This window comes from Stenotrophomonas sp. BIO128-Bstrain (assembly GCF_030128875.1).
GTDB classification, from domain to species: domain Bacteria; phylum Pseudomonadota; class Gammaproteobacteria; order Xanthomonadales; family Xanthomonadaceae; genus Stenotrophomonas; species Stenotrophomonas bentonitica_A.
Map to the genome: position 1 here is coordinate 351,548 of NZ_CP124620.1, position 18,624 is coordinate 370,171.

At 66.9% G+C, this 18,624-nt stretch carries 21 protein-coding genes and 1 tRNA gene; 16 read left to right on the plus strand and 6 right to left on the minus strand.

The window, feature by feature from the left end:
* The first annotated feature begins 3 nt into the window (after positions 1-3).
* The 14 genes from ruvA (at position 4) to POS15_RS01555 (ending at position 11,906) form a co-directional block, all read left to right on the plus strand.
* Positions 4-594 carry a Holliday junction branch migration protein RuvA gene (ruvA, locus tag POS15_RS01490; protein WP_019186143.1) on the plus strand — a complete coding sequence of 197 codons (591 nt, stop codon included), beginning with the start codon at positions 4-6 and terminating at the stop codon, positions 592-594.
* 127 nt (positions 595-721) lie between these two features.
* A complete protein-coding gene (locus POS15_RS01495) occupies positions 722-2,572 on the plus strand; it encodes a potassium transporter Kup (protein ID WP_172407548.1) in 1,851 nt (616 codons plus the stop codon).
* A 221-nt stretch (positions 2,573-2,793) separates the two neighbouring features.
* The gene (gene ruvB / locus POS15_RS01500) at positions 2,794-3,834 is read left to right on the plus strand and encodes a Holliday junction branch migration DNA helicase RuvB (RefSeq protein WP_019185223.1); all 1,041 of its coding nucleotides are present in this window, start codon (positions 2,794-2,796) and stop codon (positions 3,832-3,834) included.
* Positions 3,824-4,267 (plus strand): tol-pal system-associated acyl-CoA thioesterase, encoded by a 444-nt coding sequence (gene ybgC / locus POS15_RS01505; RefSeq protein WP_019185222.1) that lies wholly within the window; start codon positions 3,824-3,826, stop codon positions 4,265-4,267. Before ruvB ends, ybgC begins: the two co-directional genes overlap by 11 nt.
* A 10-nt stretch (positions 4,268-4,277) precedes the next feature.
* Positions 4,278-5,057: a protein TolQ gene (gene tolQ, locus POS15_RS01510; protein WP_019185221.1), complete on the plus strand. Its 780-nt coding sequence runs from the start codon at positions 4,278-4,280 to the stop codon at positions 5,055-5,057.
* A 23-nt stretch (positions 5,058-5,080) separates the two neighbouring features.
* Complete coding sequence (tolR, locus tag POS15_RS01515) at positions 5,081-5,509, plus strand: protein TolR (RefSeq protein ID WP_284128851.1); 429 nt, start codon at positions 5,081-5,083, stop codon at positions 5,507-5,509.
* On the plus strand, positions 5,499-6,560 hold the full coding sequence (tolA, locus tag POS15_RS01520) for a cell envelope integrity protein TolA (RefSeq protein ID WP_284128852.1): 1,062 nt from the start codon (positions 5,499-5,501) through the stop codon (positions 6,558-6,560). The genes tolR and tolA overlap by 11 nt, the downstream gene beginning before the upstream one ends.
* Positions 6,561-6,776: 216 nt before the next feature.
* A complete protein-coding gene (tolB, locus tag POS15_RS01525; RefSeq protein WP_046272625.1) occupies positions 6,777-8,096 on the plus strand; it encodes a Tol-Pal system beta propeller repeat protein TolB in 1,320 nt (439 codons plus the stop codon).
* A 64-nt stretch (positions 8,097-8,160) separates the two neighbouring features.
* Positions 8,161-8,676: a peptidoglycan-associated lipoprotein Pal gene (gene pal / locus POS15_RS01530; RefSeq protein ID WP_019185217.1), complete on the plus strand. Its 516-nt coding sequence runs from the start codon at positions 8,161-8,163 to the stop codon at positions 8,674-8,676.
* A gap of 3 nt (positions 8,677-8,679) precedes the next feature.
* A complete protein-coding gene (gene ybgF, locus POS15_RS01535) occupies positions 8,680-9,486 on the plus strand; it encodes a tol-pal system protein YbgF (RefSeq protein WP_046272626.1) in 807 nt (268 codons plus the stop codon).
* Between the two features lie 132 nt (positions 9,487-9,618).
* Positions 9,619-10,317, plus strand: a complete 699-nt coding sequence (gene queE / locus POS15_RS01540) for a 7-carboxy-7-deazaguanine synthase QueE (protein WP_046272627.1) — start codon at positions 9,619-9,621, stop codon at positions 10,315-10,317.
* 75 nt (positions 10,318-10,392) lie between these two features.
* Positions 10,393-11,058, plus strand: coding sequence for a 7-cyano-7-deazaguanine synthase QueC (queC, locus tag POS15_RS01545; protein WP_019185214.1), 666 nt, complete (start codon positions 10,393-10,395; stop codon positions 11,056-11,058).
* Positions 11,059-11,130: 72 nt separating this feature from the next.
* Positions 11,131-11,206, plus strand: a tRNA-Lys gene (locus tag POS15_RS01550).
* 85 nt (positions 11,207-11,291) lie between these two features.
* On the plus strand, positions 11,292-11,906 hold the full coding sequence (locus POS15_RS01555; protein WP_046272668.1) for a DUF922 domain-containing protein: 615 nt from the start codon (positions 11,292-11,294) through the stop codon (positions 11,904-11,906).
* 69 nt (positions 11,907-11,975) lie between these two features.
* On the opposite strand, the gene POS15_RS01560 is transcribed toward POS15_RS01555, so the two are convergent.
* Positions 11,976-13,451 carry a S41 family peptidase gene (locus POS15_RS01560; RefSeq protein WP_284128853.1) on the minus strand — a complete coding sequence of 492 codons (1,476 nt, stop codon included), beginning with the start codon at positions 13,449-13,451 and terminating at the stop codon, positions 11,976-11,978.
* Positions 13,452-13,728: 277 nt separating this feature from the next.
* Between POS15_RS01560 and POS15_RS01565 the strand changes: the two genes are divergently transcribed.
* Positions 13,729-14,397, plus strand: coding sequence for a lysozyme inhibitor LprI family protein (locus tag POS15_RS01565; RefSeq protein ID WP_019185161.1), 669 nt, complete (start codon positions 13,729-13,731; stop codon positions 14,395-14,397).
* 21 nt (positions 14,398-14,418) lie between these two features.
* On the opposite strand, the gene POS15_RS01570 is transcribed toward POS15_RS01565, so the two are convergent.
* The 3 genes from POS15_RS01570 to POS15_RS01580 form a co-directional block, all read right to left on the minus strand.
* Positions 14,419-15,084 carry a DUF3011 domain-containing protein gene (locus POS15_RS01570; protein WP_019185160.1) on the minus strand — a complete coding sequence of 222 codons (666 nt, stop codon included), beginning with the start codon at positions 15,082-15,084 and terminating at the stop codon, positions 14,419-14,421.
* 109 nt (positions 15,085-15,193) lie between these two features.
* Positions 15,194-15,592, minus strand: coding sequence for a response regulator (locus tag POS15_RS01575; protein WP_019185159.1), 399 nt, complete (start codon positions 15,590-15,592; stop codon positions 15,194-15,196).
* Positions 15,593-15,714: 122 nt separating this feature from the next.
* Positions 15,715-16,479 carry a CPBP family intramembrane glutamic endopeptidase gene (locus tag POS15_RS01580; RefSeq protein WP_284128854.1) on the minus strand — a complete coding sequence of 255 codons (765 nt, stop codon included), beginning with the start codon at positions 16,477-16,479 and terminating at the stop codon, positions 15,715-15,717.
* 152 nt (positions 16,480-16,631) lie between these two features.
* On the opposite strand from POS15_RS01580, the gene POS15_RS01585 reads away from it, so the two are divergent.
* Complete coding sequence (locus POS15_RS01585; RefSeq protein ID WP_019185157.1) at positions 16,632-16,928, plus strand: zf-TFIIB domain-containing protein; 297 nt, start codon at positions 16,632-16,634, stop codon at positions 16,926-16,928.
* Positions 16,929-16,946: 18 nt separating this feature from the next.
* Here POS15_RS01585 and POS15_RS01590 read toward each other — a convergent pair whose 3' ends face one another.
* Together POS15_RS01590 and POS15_RS01595 are read right to left on the minus strand one after the other, a co-directional pair.
* Positions 16,947-17,459 (minus strand): GNAT family N-acetyltransferase, encoded by a 513-nt coding sequence (locus POS15_RS01590; RefSeq protein WP_284128855.1) that lies wholly within the window; start codon positions 17,457-17,459, stop codon positions 16,947-16,949.
* A 99-nt stretch (positions 17,460-17,558) separates the two neighbouring features.
* The gene (locus POS15_RS01595) at positions 17,559-18,623 is read right to left on the minus strand and encodes a copper resistance protein B (protein WP_284129613.1); all 1,065 of its coding nucleotides are present in this window, start codon (positions 18,621-18,623) and stop codon (positions 17,559-17,561) included.
* Between the last annotated feature and the right edge of the window lies 1 nt (position 18,624).

Here is an 18,624-nt window from a genome sequence, read left to right on the forward strand (position 1 = left end):
TGCATGATTGGTCGTCTGCGCGGGATCGTGGCCTACAAGGCGCCGCCGTGGCTCATGGTCGACGTCAATGGCGTCGGTTACGAACTGGAGGCGCCGATGAGCACCTTCTACGACCTGCCCGAGCTGGGCCGCGAGGTCACGCTGTTCACCCATTACGCGCAGAAGGAAGACAGCGTCTCGCTGTACGGTTTCCTGCGCGAGGGTGAGCGCCGCCTGTTCCGTGATGTGCAGAAGGTCAGCGGGATCGGCGCCAAGATCGCGCTGGCGGTGCTCTCCGGCGTCAGCGTGGACGAGTTCGCGCGCATGCTGCAGGCCGGTGACATCACCGCGCTGACCCGCATCCCGGGCATCGGCAAGAAGACCGCCGAGCGCATGGTGCTGGAGCTGCGCGACCGCGCGGCCAACTTCGGCGGCGGCGGGGCACCCATCGCCGGCGCGGCACCGGCCACCGATCCGGTCTCTGAGGCGACCGTGGCGCTGCAGCAGCTGGGCTACAAGCCGGCCGAGGCCGCGCGCATGGCGCGCGATGCCAACGTCGACGGCGACGATGTCGCCACCGTCATCCGCAAGGCCCTGCAGGCCGCGCTGCGCTGAGCCGCGCGCCTGCCATTGCCTGATACCGACACCACCGACCGCGTCCGCCCGGAGCCTCATGTCCACCACTTCCCCCCAGCACAGCGACGGCCAGGCGCCGCACGGCCACGCGCCGGCGGCCGGCGGCATGGCGCTGATGATCGGCGCCATCGGCGTGGTGTTCGGCGATATCGGCACCAGCCCGCTGTACACGCTGAAAGAGGCGTTTTCCCCGCACTACGGTCTCAACAGCGACCATGACACCGTGCTGGGCGTGCTGTCCCTGGCGTTCTGGGCGCTGAACATCGTGGTGACGCTCAAGTACGTCACCATCATCATGCGCGCCGACAACGACGGCGAGGGCGGCATCATGGCGCTGATGGCACTGACCCAGCGCACGCTGCGGAACGGCTCGCGCTCGGCCTACGTGGTGGGCATCCTGGGCATCTTCGGCGCCTCGCTGTTCTTCGGCGACGGCGTGATCACCCCGGCGATCTCGGTGCTCGGCGCGGTCGAGGGCCTGGAGGTCGCAGCCCCCGGGCTGCATGCGTTCATCGTGCCGATCACGGTGGTGGTGCTGCTGGCCGTATTCGCGGTACAGCGCTTCGGCACGGCCAAGATCGGCAAGCTGTTCGGCCCGATCACCTCGATCTGGTTCATTTCGCTGGCCGCGATCGGCATCTGGAACATCGTCGATGCGCCGGAAGTGCTCAAGGCCTTCAACCCGATGTGGGCGCTGCGCTTCTTCATGGAGCACGGCTGGCACGGCATCTTCATCCTCGGCGCGGTGGTGCTGGCCGTTACCGGTGGCGAGGCGCTGTATGCGGATATGGGCCATTTCGGCGCCAAGCCGATCCGCCATGCCTGGTACTTCTTCGTGCTGCCGTGCCTGGTGCTGAACTACCTGGGGCAGGGCGCGCTGGTGCTCAACAACCCCGAGGCGGTCAAGAACCCGTTCTTCGAAGCGGTGCCGGACTGGGCGCTGTACCCGATGATCATCCTCGCCACGATGGCCGCGGTGATCGCCTCGCAGTCGGTCATCACCGGTGCGTTCTCGGTCTCGCGCCAGGCCATGCAGCTGGGTTACATCCCGCGCATGCGCATCACCCATACCTCGCACGACACCATCGGGCAGATCTACATTCCGGGCATCAACTGGGGCATCGCGGTGATGGTGATCGGGCTGGTGCTGGCCTTCCGCAGCTCCTCCAACCTGGCGGTGGCCTACGGCATCTCGGTCTCGGCGACCATGCTGATCGATACCCTGCTGCTGGCGCTGGTCGCCCGTGCGCTGTGGCCCAAGGCCCGCAACTGGATCATCCCGCTGTGCGTGGTGTTCTTCGTCATCGACCTGGGCTTCGTGATCGCCAACGGCGCCAAGCTGCTGCAGGGCGCGTGGTTCCCGGTGGTGCTGGGCATCGTGCTGTTCACCATGATGCGCACCTGGCGGCGTGGGCGCGAGCTGCTGCGCGACGAGATCCGCAAGGACGGCATCCGCATCGACACCTTCCTGCCGGGCCTGATGCTGGCCCCGCCGGTGCGGGTGCCGGGCACCGCCGTGTTCCTGACCGCCGACCCCTCGGTGGCGCCGCATGCGCTGATGCACAACCTCAAGCACAACAAGGTGCTGCACGAGCGCAACGTGTTCCTGCATGTGGTGACGCTGCCGGTGCCGTACGCGCCCTCGGGCCAGCGCTTGAAGATCGAGTCGGTGGGCGATGAGTTCTACCGGATCTACGTGCGCTTCGGCTTCATGGAGACCCCGGACGTGCCGCTGGCGCTGATGCGCTCGTGCGACCACGGCGGGATCTACTTCGACCCGATGGACACCACCTTCTTCGCCAGCCGCGAGACCATCGTGGCCACCGCCAACCGCGGCATGCCAATCTGGCGCGACAAGCTGTTCGCGCTGATGCACCGCAACGCGGCGCCGGCGACCGGGTTCTTCCGGATTCCGGGGAATCGGCTGGTGGAGCTGGGCGCACAGGTGGAGATCTGACTGCGTCGGATCGCCGCCTGCGGCCCAAGGTTTGCTGCGCAGACCTTGGGACCCGGGCGCCTTCCACTTAAAACTCCGCACCTTCGGTGTGCCCCTCCGATGCGTAACCGGTAGTGCCGGCCGCTGGCCGGCTCCCCATGACCCCTGCATCGTGCGGAGCCGGCCAGCGGCCGGCACTACCTGGAGCGCGGATCGCGCTCCTTTTGCCGCATAATTGCCGCATGACAGACGACCGCATCATCGGTGCCGGTGCCACCCGCGAAGACGAGGGCACCGACGCCAGCATCCGCCCCAAGCGCATGGCCGATTACCTGGGCCAGGCGCCGGTGCGCGAGCAGCTGTCGATCTACATCGAAGCGACCAAGGCGCGTGGCGACGCGCTCGACCACGTGCTGATCTTCGGGCCGCCGGGCCTGGGCAAGACCACCTTGAGCCACGTGATCGCCAACGAGCTGGGGGTCGCGCTGCGCGTCACCTCCGGGCCGGTGATCGAGAAGGCCGGTGACCTGGCCGCGCTGCTGACCAACCTGCAGCCGCACGATGTGCTGTTCATCGATGAAATCCACCGCCTCTCGCCGGTCGTCGAAGAAGTGCTGTACCCGGCGATGGAAGATTTCCAGATCGACATCATGATCGGCGAAGGCCCTGCGGCCCGCTCGATCAAGATCGATCTGCCGCCGTTCACGCTGATCGGTGCGACCACTCGTGCCGGCCTGCTGACCGCGCCGCTGCGCGACCGCTTCGGCATCGTGCATCGGCTGGAGTTCTATACGCCCGAAGAGCTGACGAAGATCGTCCGGCGCTCGGCCAGCATCCTCAACATCGACTGCACCGCCGAAGGGGCGGCCGAGATCGCCCGGCGCTCGCGCGGCACGCCGCGTATCGCCAACCGGCTGCTGCGCCGGGTACGCGACTTCGCGCAGGTGAAGGCGGCCGGCCACATTGACCAGGCCGTCGCCCAGGCCGCCATGCAGATGCTCAAGGTCGACCCGGAAGGCTTCGACGAGCTCGATCGGCGCCTGCTGCGGACCATGGTCGATTACTTCGACGGCGGTCCGGTCGGGATCGAATCGCTGGCCGCCGCGCTCTCCGAAGAGCGTGGCACGCTGGAAGACGTGGTCGAACCCTATCTGATCCAGCAGGGCTTCCTGATCCGCACCGCCCGGGGCCGCATGTGCACGCACAAGGCTTACCGGCACATGGGCCTGAAGCCGAAGAATCCGCCGGCCGACCTGTTCGCGGAGGTCCCGGATGTCGGTTGATCCCCGGGTTGAGCCCCGATTCAGTTGGCCGACACGCATTTACTGGGAAGATACCGACGCTGGCGGGGTCGTGTACCACGCCCGCTACGTGGCCTTCATGGAACGGGCGCGGACCGAATGGATGCGCGCATTGGGGTATGGTCAGGAGCGCATGCGCTGCGACCACGGCCTGGTGTTCGCGGTGCGCAGCATGACCATGGATTTCCTCAAGCCGGCGCGGCTGGACGATGCGCTGGCGGTCACCGCCACGCTGGTGCAGTGCAAGCGTGCCAGCATGGTGTTCGCCCAGGCCGTGTGCCGGGGCGAGGAAACACTGCTGACCGCGCAGGTGAAGATCGCCGCGCTCGATGCAGCCACCTTCAAACCGCGTGGCATGGACGATGCACTGCATGCCGCGCTGAAACACCTCGAATTTCCAGAATCCGCATACTGAGGAACAACGGATGATCGCAATGCTCCTGGCCCTGCAGGCCACGGTGACCGAAGCGCTGCCGCAGGAAGTCACCAGCGCCGCGGCGCAGACTGTCGCCCAAGCCGCGCACGGCGGTGGCATCAACTACCTGGACTTGATGGTCAAGGCCAGCATCCCGGTGAAGATCATCGTGCTGCTGCTGCTGGCCGGCTCGTTCATCAGCTGGGTGATCATCTTCCGCAAGGCGCGCGTGTTCAACGCCGCCAACCGCGCTGCCGATGAGTTCGAAAGCCGCTTCTGGTCTGGTGCGGACCTGGGCAAGCTGTACAGCTCGGCGACCGACCGCAACCGCCAGGTCGGTGGCCTGGAAGCGATCTTCGAATCGGGCTTCCGCGAGTTCACCCGCCTGCGCGACAAGCGCCGCCTGGATGGCCGCGCCCAGCTGGAAGGTGCCCAGCGCGCCATGCGCACCACCTATACCCGCGAAGTGGACCAGATGGAGCGCAGCCTGGAGCTGCTGGCCAACATCGGCTCGACCGCCCCGTACGTGGGTCTGGTCGGCACCGTGTTCGGCATCATGGTGACCATGCACGACATGATCAACAGCGGCGAGCAGGCCGGTATCGCCTCGGTCGCCCCGGGTATCTCCGAAGCCCTGTTCGCCACCGCCATCGGCCTGTTCGTGGCGATCCCGGCGGTGTGGGCCTACAACCGCTTCACCACCCGCGTGGAGCGCATGTCGGTGCGCTTTGAAACCTTCGCAGAAGAGTTCAGCTCGATCCTGCAGCGTCAGACCGCGGGCGACGAGTAAGCGCCCAGCACAGGAGTCCTGCCATGACCGCAGCCATTGGCCGCCGCAAGCGCCGAAAGCTCAAATCCGAAATCAACGTCGTGCCCTACATCGACGTCATGCTGGTGCTGCTCATCATCTTCATGGTGACCGCGCCGCTGCTCACGCTGAGCTTTGAAGTGGATCTGCCGACCTCCCAGGCCAAGGCGCTGGAGAGCAAGCAGGATCCGGTGATCGTCTCCGTCCGCCTGGATGGCCAGCTCAGCCTGAAGCTGCCCGAGGCCAAGGATCCGGAACCGATGGATGCCGCCCGCCTGCAGGCCCAGCTGTCCGCGCTTTCCTCGCAGGACAAGAACCTGCGCGTGATCGTTGCCGCCGACAAGGCCGTGGCCTATGAGAAGGTGGTCGCGGCCATGGACGTGATCAAGAGCGCCAACGTGGAAAAGGTGGGCCTGGCGACCGATGCACGCTGAAGCCCTGCCACCGCAGCGTCAGCCTGAAGAGAAGTGGGGTCTGCCGATTGCGCTGGCGCTCGGCGTGCACCTGCTGCTGGCCCTGATCTTCATTGCCGCCTGGTTGTGGTCGCCGCAACGCACCACCGAAGCGGCCGCCGGCGATCCGGCCATCGAGGCCAGCCTGCAGCTGTCCGCCTCCGAAGCCTCGGCCGCGCGCCAGGCCCTGCGCGCCTCCGAGACGCTGCCGGACCTGCCCGAACCGGTCGCCGAGCCCGAGCCCATTCCCGAAGACACCGTGCCGCCGCCGCAGCCGTTGCCCGAGCCGCGCCCGCAGGACGCGCCGACGCCGCAGCAGTCGCAGGCGCAGGAGCGCATCGCCCAGCCGGACACGGTCGACCAGGAAGCGGTCAACGCGCTGGCGATCTCGGCTGAAAAGGCCAGACAGGAGCAGGAAGCCAAGCGCCGCCAGGAACAGATCGATCTGACCGAGCGCAAGCGCCAGGAACAGGCCGAGCAGAAGCTGCGCCTGGCCAAGCAGCAGGAAGAGGCCGAGCTGAAGAAGAAGCTGGCCGAGCAGGAACAGAAGGCCAACGACGCCAAGGCCGAGGCCGAGCGCGACAAGAAGCTGGCCGAGATCCGCCGCAAGCGCGCCCAGGCCGAGAACGAAGCCAAGCTGGCCGAGCAGAAGCTGCGCCAGGTCACCGCCGCGCGTGCCGCCAATGCTTCGGCCTCCACCGCCGGTGCCACCGGTGCCGCCAAGCCGGCGGCCGGTGCGGGCGGGACCAGCGACGATCTGAGCGCCAAGTACGCCGCCGCGATCCAGCAGAAGGTCTCCGCGCAGTGGACGCGTCCGGATTCGGTGCCATTGGGCCAGCGCTGCCAGGTCTCGATCACCCAGATTCCGGGCGGGCAGGTCATCCAGGCCAAGGTCAGCGGCAGCTGCCCGTTCGACGAAGCCGGCCGCCGCTCGATCGAGGCCGCCGTATTGAATGCCCAGCCGTTGCCGTACCGCGGTTTCGAATCGGTGTTCGCGCGCACGATCAACTTCACCTTCACCGCCCAGGATTGATCCCGGGCGGTCCGGTGAAGTTCCGCCGGCACGCTGCACAGGGGCTCATGGCCAAGTTGGGGGGCGGAGCGCGCCGAATCCGGCCGGTTGGTTAACGGGCCGTGAGATTTGTGCGCTCGGTGACTCGGAATTCACACTGCCTTGGTTCATGATTGCGAAACTGTTCACCGCGGTCCTGTTATCCCTCGTTCTGGTTTCCCCCCTATTGAGCGCTCCATGAAAAAAATGCCTCGCTGGCTTGCCGTTGTTGCGGCCCTGTTGTTGCCCTTTGCTGCCATGGCGCAGCAGAAGGGGCTGGATATCGACATCATTGGCGGCAATGCCTCCGCCACGCCGATCACCGTCGTCCCGATGCCCTACCAGGGTTCGGCCGGTGCCCCGCAGACCGACGTGGCCGCCGTGGTACGCGCCGATCTGGACCGTTCCGGCCAGTTCCGCAACCTGCCGGAAGCCCAGATCGTCGAAAAACCGACCCGTGGCAGCGAGATCCAGTTCGCCACCTGGCGCGCGCTGAAGCAGAACTACATCGTCGTCGGCCGGGTCATGGACGCCGGTGCCGGTGCCTACCGCGTGGAGTACGAGCTCTACGACGTGCCCAAGGGTGAGCGCCTGCTCGGCCTGGCGATGACCGCCCGTGGCAACGCCATGCGCGATGTCGCCCACCAGATGGCCGATGCCATCTACGAAAAGATCACCGGTGTCCGCGGCGCCTTCTGGACCCGCATCGCCTATGTCACCGCCAGCGGCAAGGGCGATGCCATGCGCTATGCGCTGATGGTGGCCGATTCGGACGGCTTCAACCCGCAGACCATCGTGCGCTCGGCCGAGCCGCTGCTCTCGCCCAGCTGGAGCCCGGACGGCAACAAGCTGGCCTACGTCAGCTTCGAACGCGGCAACTCGGCGATCTACATCCAGAACATCTCCAGTGGCGCCCGTGAGCTGGTCACCAGCTTCCGCGGCATCAACAGCGCCCCCTCGTTCTCCCCGGACGGCCGTCGCCTGGCCCTGTCGCTGTCGCGCAGCGGCAACCCGGAGATCTACGTGATGGACCTGGGCAGCAAGCAGCTGACCCAGCTGACCAACCACTTCGCCATCGATACCGAGCCGACCTGGAGCCCGGACGGCAGCAGCGTCTACTTCACCTCCGACCGTGGTGGCCGCCCGCAGATCTACCAGGTGGCCTCCAGCGGCGGCAGCGCTTCGCGCGTGACCTTCCAGGGCAACTACAACGCCACCCCGAGCCTGTCCTACGACGGCAAGAAGCTGGTGGTCGCCCAGGGCAGTGGCAACACCTACAAGATCGCGATGATGGACAGCAGCACGGGCTCGGCCCGCTGGAACACGCTGTCGCCAGGGTCGCTGGATGAATCGCCGAGCTTTGCGCCCAACGCGAGCATGGTGTTGTACGCCGCCCGCGAGGGTGGTCGTGGAGTGTTGTATGCCGTTTCGGCCGATGCGCGCGTGCGCCAGCGGCTGGTTCTGGCCGACGGTGATGTTCGTGAGCCTTCTTGGTCGCCATACCGTACAAAGCGCTAACAGAGTGTTAAGATTTCGCCGTATTCATCCCTCATCCGGCTTTAGGAGCCTCAAAGGTATCGCCATGAACAAGACCACCCGCGTTCTGCTTGTCTCCCTGTTGTCCGTGGCCGCCCTGGCCGGTTGTTCCAAGAAGGTCAAGGAAGCGCCTGTTGCCCCGGTCGATACCGGCAGCACCACCGCTCCGACCGGCCCGTCCACCTCCGGCCTGTACGGCCCGGGCGATCTGGATACCGACTCCTGCCTGCGCCAGCGCGTGGTGTACTTCGACCTGGACAAGGAAGACGTGAAGCCGGAATTCCAGGCCATCATGGCTTGCCACGCCAAGTACCTGCGTGACCGTCCGTCCTCGCGCATGACCCTGCAGGGCCACACCGACGAGCGCGGTTCGCGCGCGTACAACCAGGCCCTGGGCGAGCGTCGTGGCAACGGCGTGTCCTCGGCACTGCAGGCCAACGGTGGTTCGGCTTCGCAGCTGACCGTCGTGTCCTACGGTGAAGAGCGTCCGGTCTGCACCGAGTCGGGCGAGTCCTGCTGGTCGCAGAACCGTCGCGTCGAGATCGTGTACACGGCTCAGTAATAGATGCGCTTTCGATTTCTATCGATGATCGTTGCGGCAGCCCTCGTGGCTGCCGCACCGGCCAATGCGCAGCGCCAGAGTCTGGCCGACCGCGTCGGCGCGCTTGAGCAGCAGGCGAACAACAACCAGTCCAACATGGACATGCTCAACCAGCTGAACCAGCTGCGTACCCAGTTGCAGGCCCTGCAGTCGCAGGTCGAGCAGCTGCAGCACGACAATGAGCAGCTCAAGCAGACCGGCAAGGACCAGTACCTGGACCTGGACAGCCGCCTGAACCGCCTGGAAGGTGGAGCCCCCGTGCTTCCCGCCGCCCCGGCCGCAGCCGCGACTGCCCCCGCTGCACCCCCGAAACCGGCAACGGCCGCTTCCGAGCGGCCGCCCTCCGTGCACGGCGATGCCGGCAGCCTGGCTGCCAGTGGCGACGAGCGTACGGCCTACAATGTCGCCTTCGATTCGCTCAAGGCCGGCAAGTACGACGACTCGGCGCAGCTGTTCATGAGCTTCCTTGAGCTGTACCCCAACGGTGTCTATACCCCCAACGCGCTGTACTGGTTGGGCGAAAGCTATTACGCCACCCGCAATTTCCCGCTGGCTGAGGCGCAGTTCCGCGACCTCATCTCGCGCTACCCGACCCATGACAAGGCGTCCGGTGGCCTGCTCAAGATCGGCCTGTCGCAGTATGGCGAAGGCAAGGTCGACCAGGCCCAGGCGACCCTGGAACAGGTCGTGTCCACGTACCCCGGCTCCGACGCCGCGCGCACCGCGCAGGACCGTCTGCAGTCGATCCGGCTGGGTCAGCAGATCCGCTGAACCCGCCCCGGGCCGCTGAGGCGGCCGGGCCCGGTATAATGATTGATCGCCAACCGGGCGTTGCCCGGTCTTCCGTGCCGGGCCATGCCCGGCTGTTGTCGTTTCCGAAGCCGTCCCCCAAGAATCACCGCCATGACCACGACCCTGTCCGCTGCCGCCGCACTCCCCAGTGAGATCGTGCAGTCCCCGCTGCCGCGACTGAAGATCACCGAGATCTTCCTGTCCCTGCAGGGCGAAGCCGATACCGCCGGCTGGCCGACCGTGTTCGTGCGCCTGACCGGCTGCCCGCTGCGCTGCACGTACTGCGATACCGCCTACGCCTTCCATGGCGGCACCTGGTGGGACATCGACGCGATCGTGGAAGAGGTGCTGGCCCAGGGCGTGCACCACGTCTGCGTGACCGGTGGCGAGCCGCTGGCGCAGAAGCGCTGCCTGGTGCTGCTGGAGAAGCTCTGCGATGCCGGCCTGGACGTCTCGCTGGAAACCTCCGGTGCGCTGGATGTCAGCGCCGTCGATCCGCGCGTATCGCGGGTGGTCGATCTGAAGACCCCCGGCTCCGGCGAAATGGCCCGCAACCGCCTGGAAAACCTGCCGCTGCTGACCAAGCGCGACCAGATCAAGTTCGTCCTGTGCAGCCGCGAAGATTACGAATGGGCCCGTGGCATGGTCCGAGAGCATCGCCTCAACGAGCGCAGCATGGTGTTGTTCTCGCCGAGCAAGAGCGAGGTCAGCCCGCGCGAGCTGGCCGACTGGATCGTCGCCGACCGCCTGCCGGTGCGCTTCCAGATGCAGCTGCACAAGCTTCTGTGGAATGACGAGCCGGGCCGGTAAGCCGCCTTGGCATTTCCTGATGTACCCGGCGCGGGACAGCGTGCTGGTTCCCCGCAAACCACCGGAAACACCCCCATGAAGAAAGCAGTCGTCCTCCTGTCCGGCGGCATGGACTCCGCCGCCGTCGTCGCCATCGCCCGCGAGCAGGGTTTCGCCGTCCACGCCCTGAGCGTGCGCTACGGGCAGCGCCACACCTCCGAACTCGATGCCGCCGCGGCGGTCGCCAGCGCGCTGGGCGCGGTGGCCCACAAAACCGTCAACGTCGACCTGCGCAGCATCGGCGGCTCGGCGCTGACCGATGATATCGACGTCCCCGAAGCGGGCGGTGAGGGCATCCCGGTCACCTACGTGCCGGCCCGCAACACCATCATGCTGTCCGTCGCGCTGGGCTGGGCCGAAGTGCTGGGCGCCAACGACATCTTCTGTGGCGTCAACGCCGTGGATTACTCCGGCTACCCCGATTGCCGCCCTGAGTTCATCCAGGCCTTCCAGGCGCTGGCCAACCTGGCGACCAAGGCGGGTGTGGAAGGGGCGGGCATCCAGGTCCACGCGCCGCTGCAGTTCCTGAGCAAGGCCGACATCGTGCGTGAAGGCGTTCGCCTCGGCGTGGACTTCGGCCTGACCGTGTCCTGCTACAACGCCGACGACCAGGGCCGCGCCTGCGGGCACTGCGACGCCTGCCGCCTGCGTGCGCAGGGTTTCACGGATGCCGGCGTACCGGATCCCACCCACTACGTGTGATGCCGGACGGGTACGCATGAGCGCGAAGATGCGTTAGAATGCGCACCCCCGGCGTCATGTCGGGGATGCAATGGGCCGTTAGCTCAGTTGGTAGAGCAGAAGACTTTTAATCTTTTGGTCGATGGTTCGAATCCATCACGGCCCACCATTGCATCCATGATCAAGGCGACCGCGAGGTCGCCTTTTTCATGCCTCCGGTTCGGCCCGGATCGCATCAAGCCCCGTCCTTCTGCATGGAACGCGTCGTGAACAACCAGCTCCCACATCCCCGGTCTACCTTCCGTCCCCACGCGCTGCTGCGTGGCACTGCACTGGTCCTTGCGCTGATTGCCCTGGATGCGGGCGCCGCGCAGGATCTGACGATCACCTACTACGACGTGCAGGGCGACACCCTGCAGGAACTGCGCACGTCACTGAACGCGCACGGGCCCGTCGGCAAGGACGGCGTGCGCCATCACGGCCACGTGGACTGGTACGTGGGGTGGAACTTCGACTATGCCCCACGAGGTGCAGGTTGCAGACTCGGCAAGGTGCGCATGGAGGTGAGGGCCACCATGGTGCTGCCGCGCTGGACCGGCGCGGACACGGCGCCCGCCTCGCTGCAACAGGAATGGGCGCGCTACAGCCAGGCGCTGCGGGTACATGAAGACGGCCATGCAGCGCATGCCGATCAGGCTGCCGAGGACATCCAGCGACGATTCGCCGCCGTCGGCGGCGGGATGCGCTGCCCGCAGCTCGGTGAGGAACTCAACCGCATCGGGAAAGCGGTTCTCGAGGAATACGCCGCGCGCGACAAACAGTACGACGAAATCACCGAGCATGGTGCCACGCAGGGCGCGCGTCTCTAGCGCGCAGGATTTCCGCCATCTCCTGCGCGTTTTCCGCGACGCGCAGGAGGCACTGCAGTGATGAGCGGCTCAGTGCCGCGTGATGTCCTCGGCAACGGTCTCCAGCAGTCGTTGCGCGCGTGCGCGTGCCCCTTCGCCAGCGCGGGGCGTGATCGGTAGATCGGGCGCGATGCCCGCCACTTCATCGGTGCCGTCGGCGCGCAACCGGACACAGTCCGGAATACGCATGCGCAGGTGTGAGTGGGGCAGCTCGCGCGATGGGGCGCCGCTCATGAAACCGCAGCCGTAGCCACCACTACCGGTGCCGACGATGCGCGCGATGCGGTTGTCCTGCATGCGCGCGGCAAACATCTCCGCCGAGGACACGGTCTTGCCATTGGTGATGACGTAGACCGGCCCGTCCCACGCACCCCAGTGGGCGCGCAGGTCCTGTGCCCAGTCGAGACGGTGGGCGATCAGGAAATCGTCCAGCGTATCCACCGCCTGGCTTGGCAGCGGGCCACCGGAGGTGCCTGCCGCGACCAGGCGGCGGCACTGGCCGCCGTTCCATGGCTGCTGGGTCTGCCACACCCAGGACAGGTCACAGGCTGGAAGGCTCAGTGCACGCCGCGAAGCATCGAAGCTGGCGCGCTCCGCCGTCAGCAGGCGGCGGGCGGTGGCGGCCGGATGATGGCGGCGCAGGGCATCGTCGAGTCGCTCGTACTGTTCGTCGAGATAGGGCCTGCCTGCGGCGGACTGACTGACCAGCAGCGTGGCCGACGTGACCGGCCGCGGGGTGAACAACCGCGCAAGCGTGTCGCCACTGTCATCCCCGCCCGGGTTGTCGCCGACATCGACCAGCACGGCATCGACGCCATCGTGCTGGAACCGGCGCAGGCTGCCGGCGATCATGGCCACCCAGCCGTTCACCAGCACGCTGCGCATGTCGCCGATGGAATCGGCATGGCGCAGCTGTGGCCACAGCGCATGGCATAGACCGGGATAGCGCAGCGCATCGAACTCGTGCAGCCGAAGCACGCCCACCTTGCGTCCCTCGGGCAACGCGAGGATGCCGGCGAGCAGCGCAGGGTCTGCCTGGCCGTCCAAGGGGGTGTAGCCGGGCAGTGTTTCCAGCGGAAGGCTGAAATCCTGCCGGCCTTCATCGGCGACCCCGAGCGCGGCGCAACCGGCACCTGGGCCCAGCGTGCGCGGATCGACAGCCCGTGGTGGCTGGGACGTGCCGCCTGCATCCAGCCGGTCGAGCAACGCAAGATGGCCATCATGGAGGCCGGCCAGAAAACTGCGCAGCGCCTGGGTGGCCTGGGCGTCATTGCGTGCCTCGGCGAGGTCGCGCTGTGCCCGGGCATCAAGGGTCGGCAGATCGACGCCGCTCTCGGGCGAGGCCATCCAGGCCAGGTGTGCGTAGTCGCTCTGCAATGCTGCTTTGAGCACCGCGTAATCTGCCCGCCAGGCATCCCGATCCACTGCCGCGGCCGCGCTCACGCCACTGGCCGAGAGCGTGCCCACCGCCGCCAACAGGCCTGCCATCCATCGCATGGTTGCCATCACATCCTCCCTGAGTCGGGCCGGCACATCCGGCTTCCGCGTGACTGTCCACCCTCGATCTTAGTCAAGGGGACGCCTCGCAGGTAGTGGCAGCGGTGCCCTGCGCACACCTGCACGTCGAGGCGGAGAAGCGCCATGAGCATCGCAGGGAAGGACGCCACGGGCCGATCCTTGCGCCCGGCGGACCGTGTCGGCTGGAGGATGCGCCGCATACACCCGCTACGCACGCGATCGCGCACAATAGGCCGTCTTTGAGCTGATTGCTGTTGGAGGTGCCATGAAACGTGTCGTCCTGCTGAGCCTGGGGGCGCTTGCGCTCGCGGCGTGCTCCAAGCCTGAATCCGCCGATCAGGCGGGCCCGTCGGCCACCGCCGAGGCCCCCACCGCGGCCAAGCCTGCCGACCCTGCCGCTGCCGCGACCCAGTCCCCGTCGTTCGATTGCGCCAAGGCACAGTCCGAGGCCGAGAAACTGGTGTGCGTCGACCCACGGCTGGCCGCGCTGGACCGTCAGCTGGCCGCGCTCTACAAGCGTGTGCAGACCAGCCCGGACGAGCTGGACATCGCGGCCGAACAGCGTGGCTGGATCAAAGGGCGCGATGCCTGTTCGCGCGCGGTGGATCCCAAGCGCTGCCTGGTCGAGTCCTATCAGACCCGTCTGGTCGAGCTGACCATCAACGGCGGCGGCATCCAGGTGCCGGCGAAGGTCGAGTACCGCTGCGACGACAACAGCAAGCCGGTGACGGCGGTGTTCTACAACGACATCGACCCGACCGCGGCCGTGGTCAGCTGGGGCAACGATCAGGCGATCGTCTTCCCGATGCCCGTGAGCAAGGACGAGAACAATGGCGGCCGCTGGGGCCGGGAGGGCGTCGACCTGCGTATCCACGACGACCAGACCACCCTGGACTTCTACGGCACCACGCTGCAGTGCCAGATCGCCCGGTGATGCCGGCCACCGCCGCGTGGCTCAGCGCACGCGGCGGTAGCGCACCTCGTTCTGCCGGTCGCCGACCTCGGTGGTGACGAACCCGTCGCGGCTCTGGCTGATATCGAACACGCTGCTGCCGACGTTGAGCTGGCCGCCGTTGATCCAGCCATTCAACGTCTGGCCGCGGGTCTGCGCGCTCATCCGGCCATCGCTGTCGATGCGCATGCGGATGTCGGCATTGAAGGTCGGGTTGTAGCCCTCGAATTCTCCGATCATCCAGCCGGGTACGTAGGAGGTATGCCGGGCGCCCTGGTAGGTGTCGTCGTCGTAGCGCGCGTCATCCTTGTTGGCGTTGTGCGCCAGCGCGCCGAGGATGGCCGCGCCGATCAGCACGCCGGCGGCGACCTTGGCGTCGTGGTTGTCATCATCGTGGCGATCATCACGGTCGCTGCCGCCGTGGACCCGGAACGAGGCCCGGCAGCCATCATCCACCCAGACCTCGCGGCGGTCGTAGTCCCAGGTGCGGCCTTGCCGGCAGTCCGCACCGGACAGCTTGCGGTCCAGGGTGACGTAGCCGGCGCGGGGCAGGGTGCAGGATTGATAGCGATTGTCGCGGCTCTCGCAGGTGACGAAATCATCCGCACGCGCGTTCTCGAACGGAAGCAGCAACAGCAGGGGCGTGGCCAGCAGCGTACGAAAAAGCATGACGTCGATTCCGGCAGGGAAAAGAAGCGCGTTTCACTGACGCCGACGATGGGCACGCGGGCATGAAATCCGGATGAAGATCACCCGCCGTTCAAACCGATCAGCCGCCTCAGGCGCAGGCGGCCAGCGGTTGCTGGAAACAGGCCCGGATCGCGTCGAGCAGTTCGCTCATGCTGTACGGCTTGGGCAGGAAATGCATGCCAGGGCCGAGCTGCGGCACCACGACGGAAGGCTCCAGGCCCGAGGTGACCAGCACCGGCAGCCCGGGCCGTTCCTGCTTGACCCGATGGGCGGCCTCGATGCCGCTGACCGCGCCCAGGCAGACATCGGTGAACACCAGATCGAAGCGCTCGCCGGCCTGGAGCAGCCCCAGCGCGGCTTCCGCCGAACTGACCGCAACCACTTCGCAGGCCTGGCTTTCCAGTGCCATGCGGCTCAGTTCGCGGGTGTCTTCGGTGTCTTCGATCAACAGCACGCGGGGTTCGGGATGGTGCTTGGACAACAACATGGAGCGTGGTTCCTGCTTACCCCCGGACAGGGGCGCGCAAGTATCGCGGGCCGCCGGTGAGGAGGCCGTGGACGGCACCGAAATGCCGGGTAAACCCCCCGCGTGGCCTGCCTTCGAGTGGCTCATGCCGATGTGAGGGACCGGGGCCTGCGGCGGTGCCAGGCCCAGACCAGCGCCACCGCCAGTCCTGCTGCTGACAGGCGCAGCACGGTAGCCGGCCAACCGACGGCCGTGGCCTCGGTGATCACGAACACGTTCCAGGCCAGGTTGAGCGAGACATGCAGGGCCAGCCCGCTCCATAGGGTGTAATCGTCCAGAGTATTGAGCCAGGCGAACACCAGCCCACCGATGCCGGTGATGGCGAACACCTGCAGGGCCATGCCGCCGCCACCGCCGAACGACCACCAGTGGATGGCGCCGAAGATCACGGCCTGGACCAGCGCAGCCGCCAGCCACGGCCAACGCTGCTGGCGGTGCGCGAAGATGAAACCGAAACCGCGGAAGATGATCTCTTCGGCGAGTGGAAACAGCACGCCGAGCATCAGCAGGGCGAGCACATCCTGGGTCGGATTGAATCCCCCCAGCCACCACAGACCCAGCCAGCACGGCAGCGTCGCCAGCAGCGCCAGGGCCGGCCCCTGCCAGCCATTCCAGCGCAACCCGAGCAGCGCACTCAGGCGCTGCCCCGGCCGCACCAGCAGCGCGGCCACGAGCAGCACCAGCAGCACGCCCAGGCCGTTGTCGAGGATGGCGCCGCCATAGGGAATCGGCAGTTTCGGGATCGGTGCGCCCAGCCACGCGGCTATGTCGCGCAGGTTGATCGAGATGGCCAGGGTCAGCACGACCACGCAGGCGGCCAGCCAGGTGGGCAGGCGGAAGGACGGCATGGGACGCTCCATATCCAGGGATGCGTGGATTGTTGGCGAGGACAGGCCGGGCAGCATGGGGCATTGGTCGGGGGGCCATCGGTCATGGCCGCGTTGCACCACGGTCAGGTGGGACCGGCTAGAGTGCGGCTTTGCCCCTTGGATAACTGCCCATGCAATGCCCCGTATGCAAGACCCAAGCGCTGCAGATGTCCGAGCGCCAGGGCATCGAGATCGATTACTGCCCGCAATGCCGTGGCGTGTGGCTGGACCGTGGCGAGCTGGACAAGATCATCGAGCGCTCGGCCGGTGCCGCAGCACCGGCGCCGGTACGCGCGGCTGCTCCGCCGCCGCCGGCCGCCGTGCAGCACCGTGACACCCGCCATCTGGGCCAGCAGCAGTACGGCGACCAGCACGGCTACCGCAAGAAGAAAAAAGAAAGCTTCCTGTCGGACCTGTTCGACTTCTGACAGGCGCCTGTGCCGTGCTCAGGCGCGGCGCAGGATGAATTCCCGGTCGACACTGTCGCCGACCGGAAAATCGTATTCGCCGACCTTGCTGCAGCCATAGCGCGCATAGAAGCGCTGCGCACCTAGATTTTCCGACCATACGCCGACCCACAGCGTGCCCCGCTGCGGTTGATCGAGCCACGCCAGGAACGCGTCCATCAGGCGCGCGCCGTGACCACCGCCCTGGTGGCTGGCGAGCAGGTAGAGACGTTTGAGTTCGATATCGCCCTCGGCGGCATCGGCATGCGGCAGGCTGTTCGGCCCTGCTGCGAGATAGCCCACCACACGTGCGCCGTCTTCCAGCAGCCACGCCGCATTGCGTGGGTCGGCGAGCTCGCGGCGTTGTGGCTCGACCGCGTAGTGGGTGTCCAGAAAATCGCGCAGATCCTGCGGCGGATACGAATCGCCAAAGGTCTCGGTGTAAGTGGCGATGGCGATCGCCGACAGCGCGCCGGCATCGGCAACGGTGGCACGGCGGAGGATCAACGTCATGGCGCAGGGAAGGCAGGTGGGGCCGGCAGCTTACGGCATCGGCGCAGGCGGCAGGGGTTCCGGGCACCTTGGTACCCGGAACCTGTCACGGCCGCTGGATCAGAACCAGACGCGCACGCCCGCCACCCAGCGGGTATCGCGCGCGCGCTCACCGGCCGTCTCGTGGTAATCAGCGGTATCGCCGAACAGCCGCTCGTGGCTGATGCCGATGTAAGGCGCGAAGCGGCGGCTGAACTCGTAGCGCAGGCGCAGCCCGGCCTCGACCGTGTTGAGTCCCGAACCGTTGCCGTACGCCGGCTCGTCCTTGGCCGAGAACGTGGCCTCCACCAGCGGCTGCAGGATCAGGCGGTTGGTCAGCAGCAGCTCGTACTCCACTTCCACCGTCGCAGCAAACTGTCCGCCTTCGCCGATGTAGGCCGTGGCCGAGGTCTCGAACTTGTACGGCGCCAGGCCCTGGATGCCGAACGCCGCCCACGTGCGCGAATCCGCCGGGCGGAAATCCTGCTTCACGCCGACCAGCACGTCCCACCACGGCGAGACGCTGCGGCCGTACATCACCTCGAGATTGGCCGACTCGGTGCGGCCGTCACCGCGCTCGCCTTCGCTGCGCAGCCATAGCCGGTTGATGTTGCCACCGACCCAGCCGCTGGCCTCCCACGCCTGGCCGGTACCGTGCTGGCCGTCCCAGCGTTCGAGGCGGTTGACCAGCAGCATGCTGTGGATCTCCGGTGCATGCTCCATCGCGCCGTGGTCGATCGGCGGGAACGCGGCGAGGCGGTCCGCGGCCGTCACCGCCGGAATCGGTTCGAGCGGTTCGGTGGGCGCAGGCGCCTTCGGCACGCCATGACCCATCGCGGCATGGTCCATCTTCGAATGATCCATCTGGCCGTGATCGGTCGTGCCGTGGTCCATCGCCGAATGGTCCATCTGGCTGTGATCAGCGCTGCCGTGGTCCATCTTCGAATGATCCATCTGGCTGTGATCAGTGCTGCCTTGGTCCATCTTCGAATGATCCATCTGGCTGTGATCGACGTTGCCGCCATCTGCCGGTGGTGTGTCGGCCGTGGTTGCGGTCGGCGTCGCGGCATGGCCGGCATGCGATTGCGCCCAGGCCGGTGCCGACAATGCCAGCAGCAGGGCGGTACTCAAGGCCGATGTGGCGATG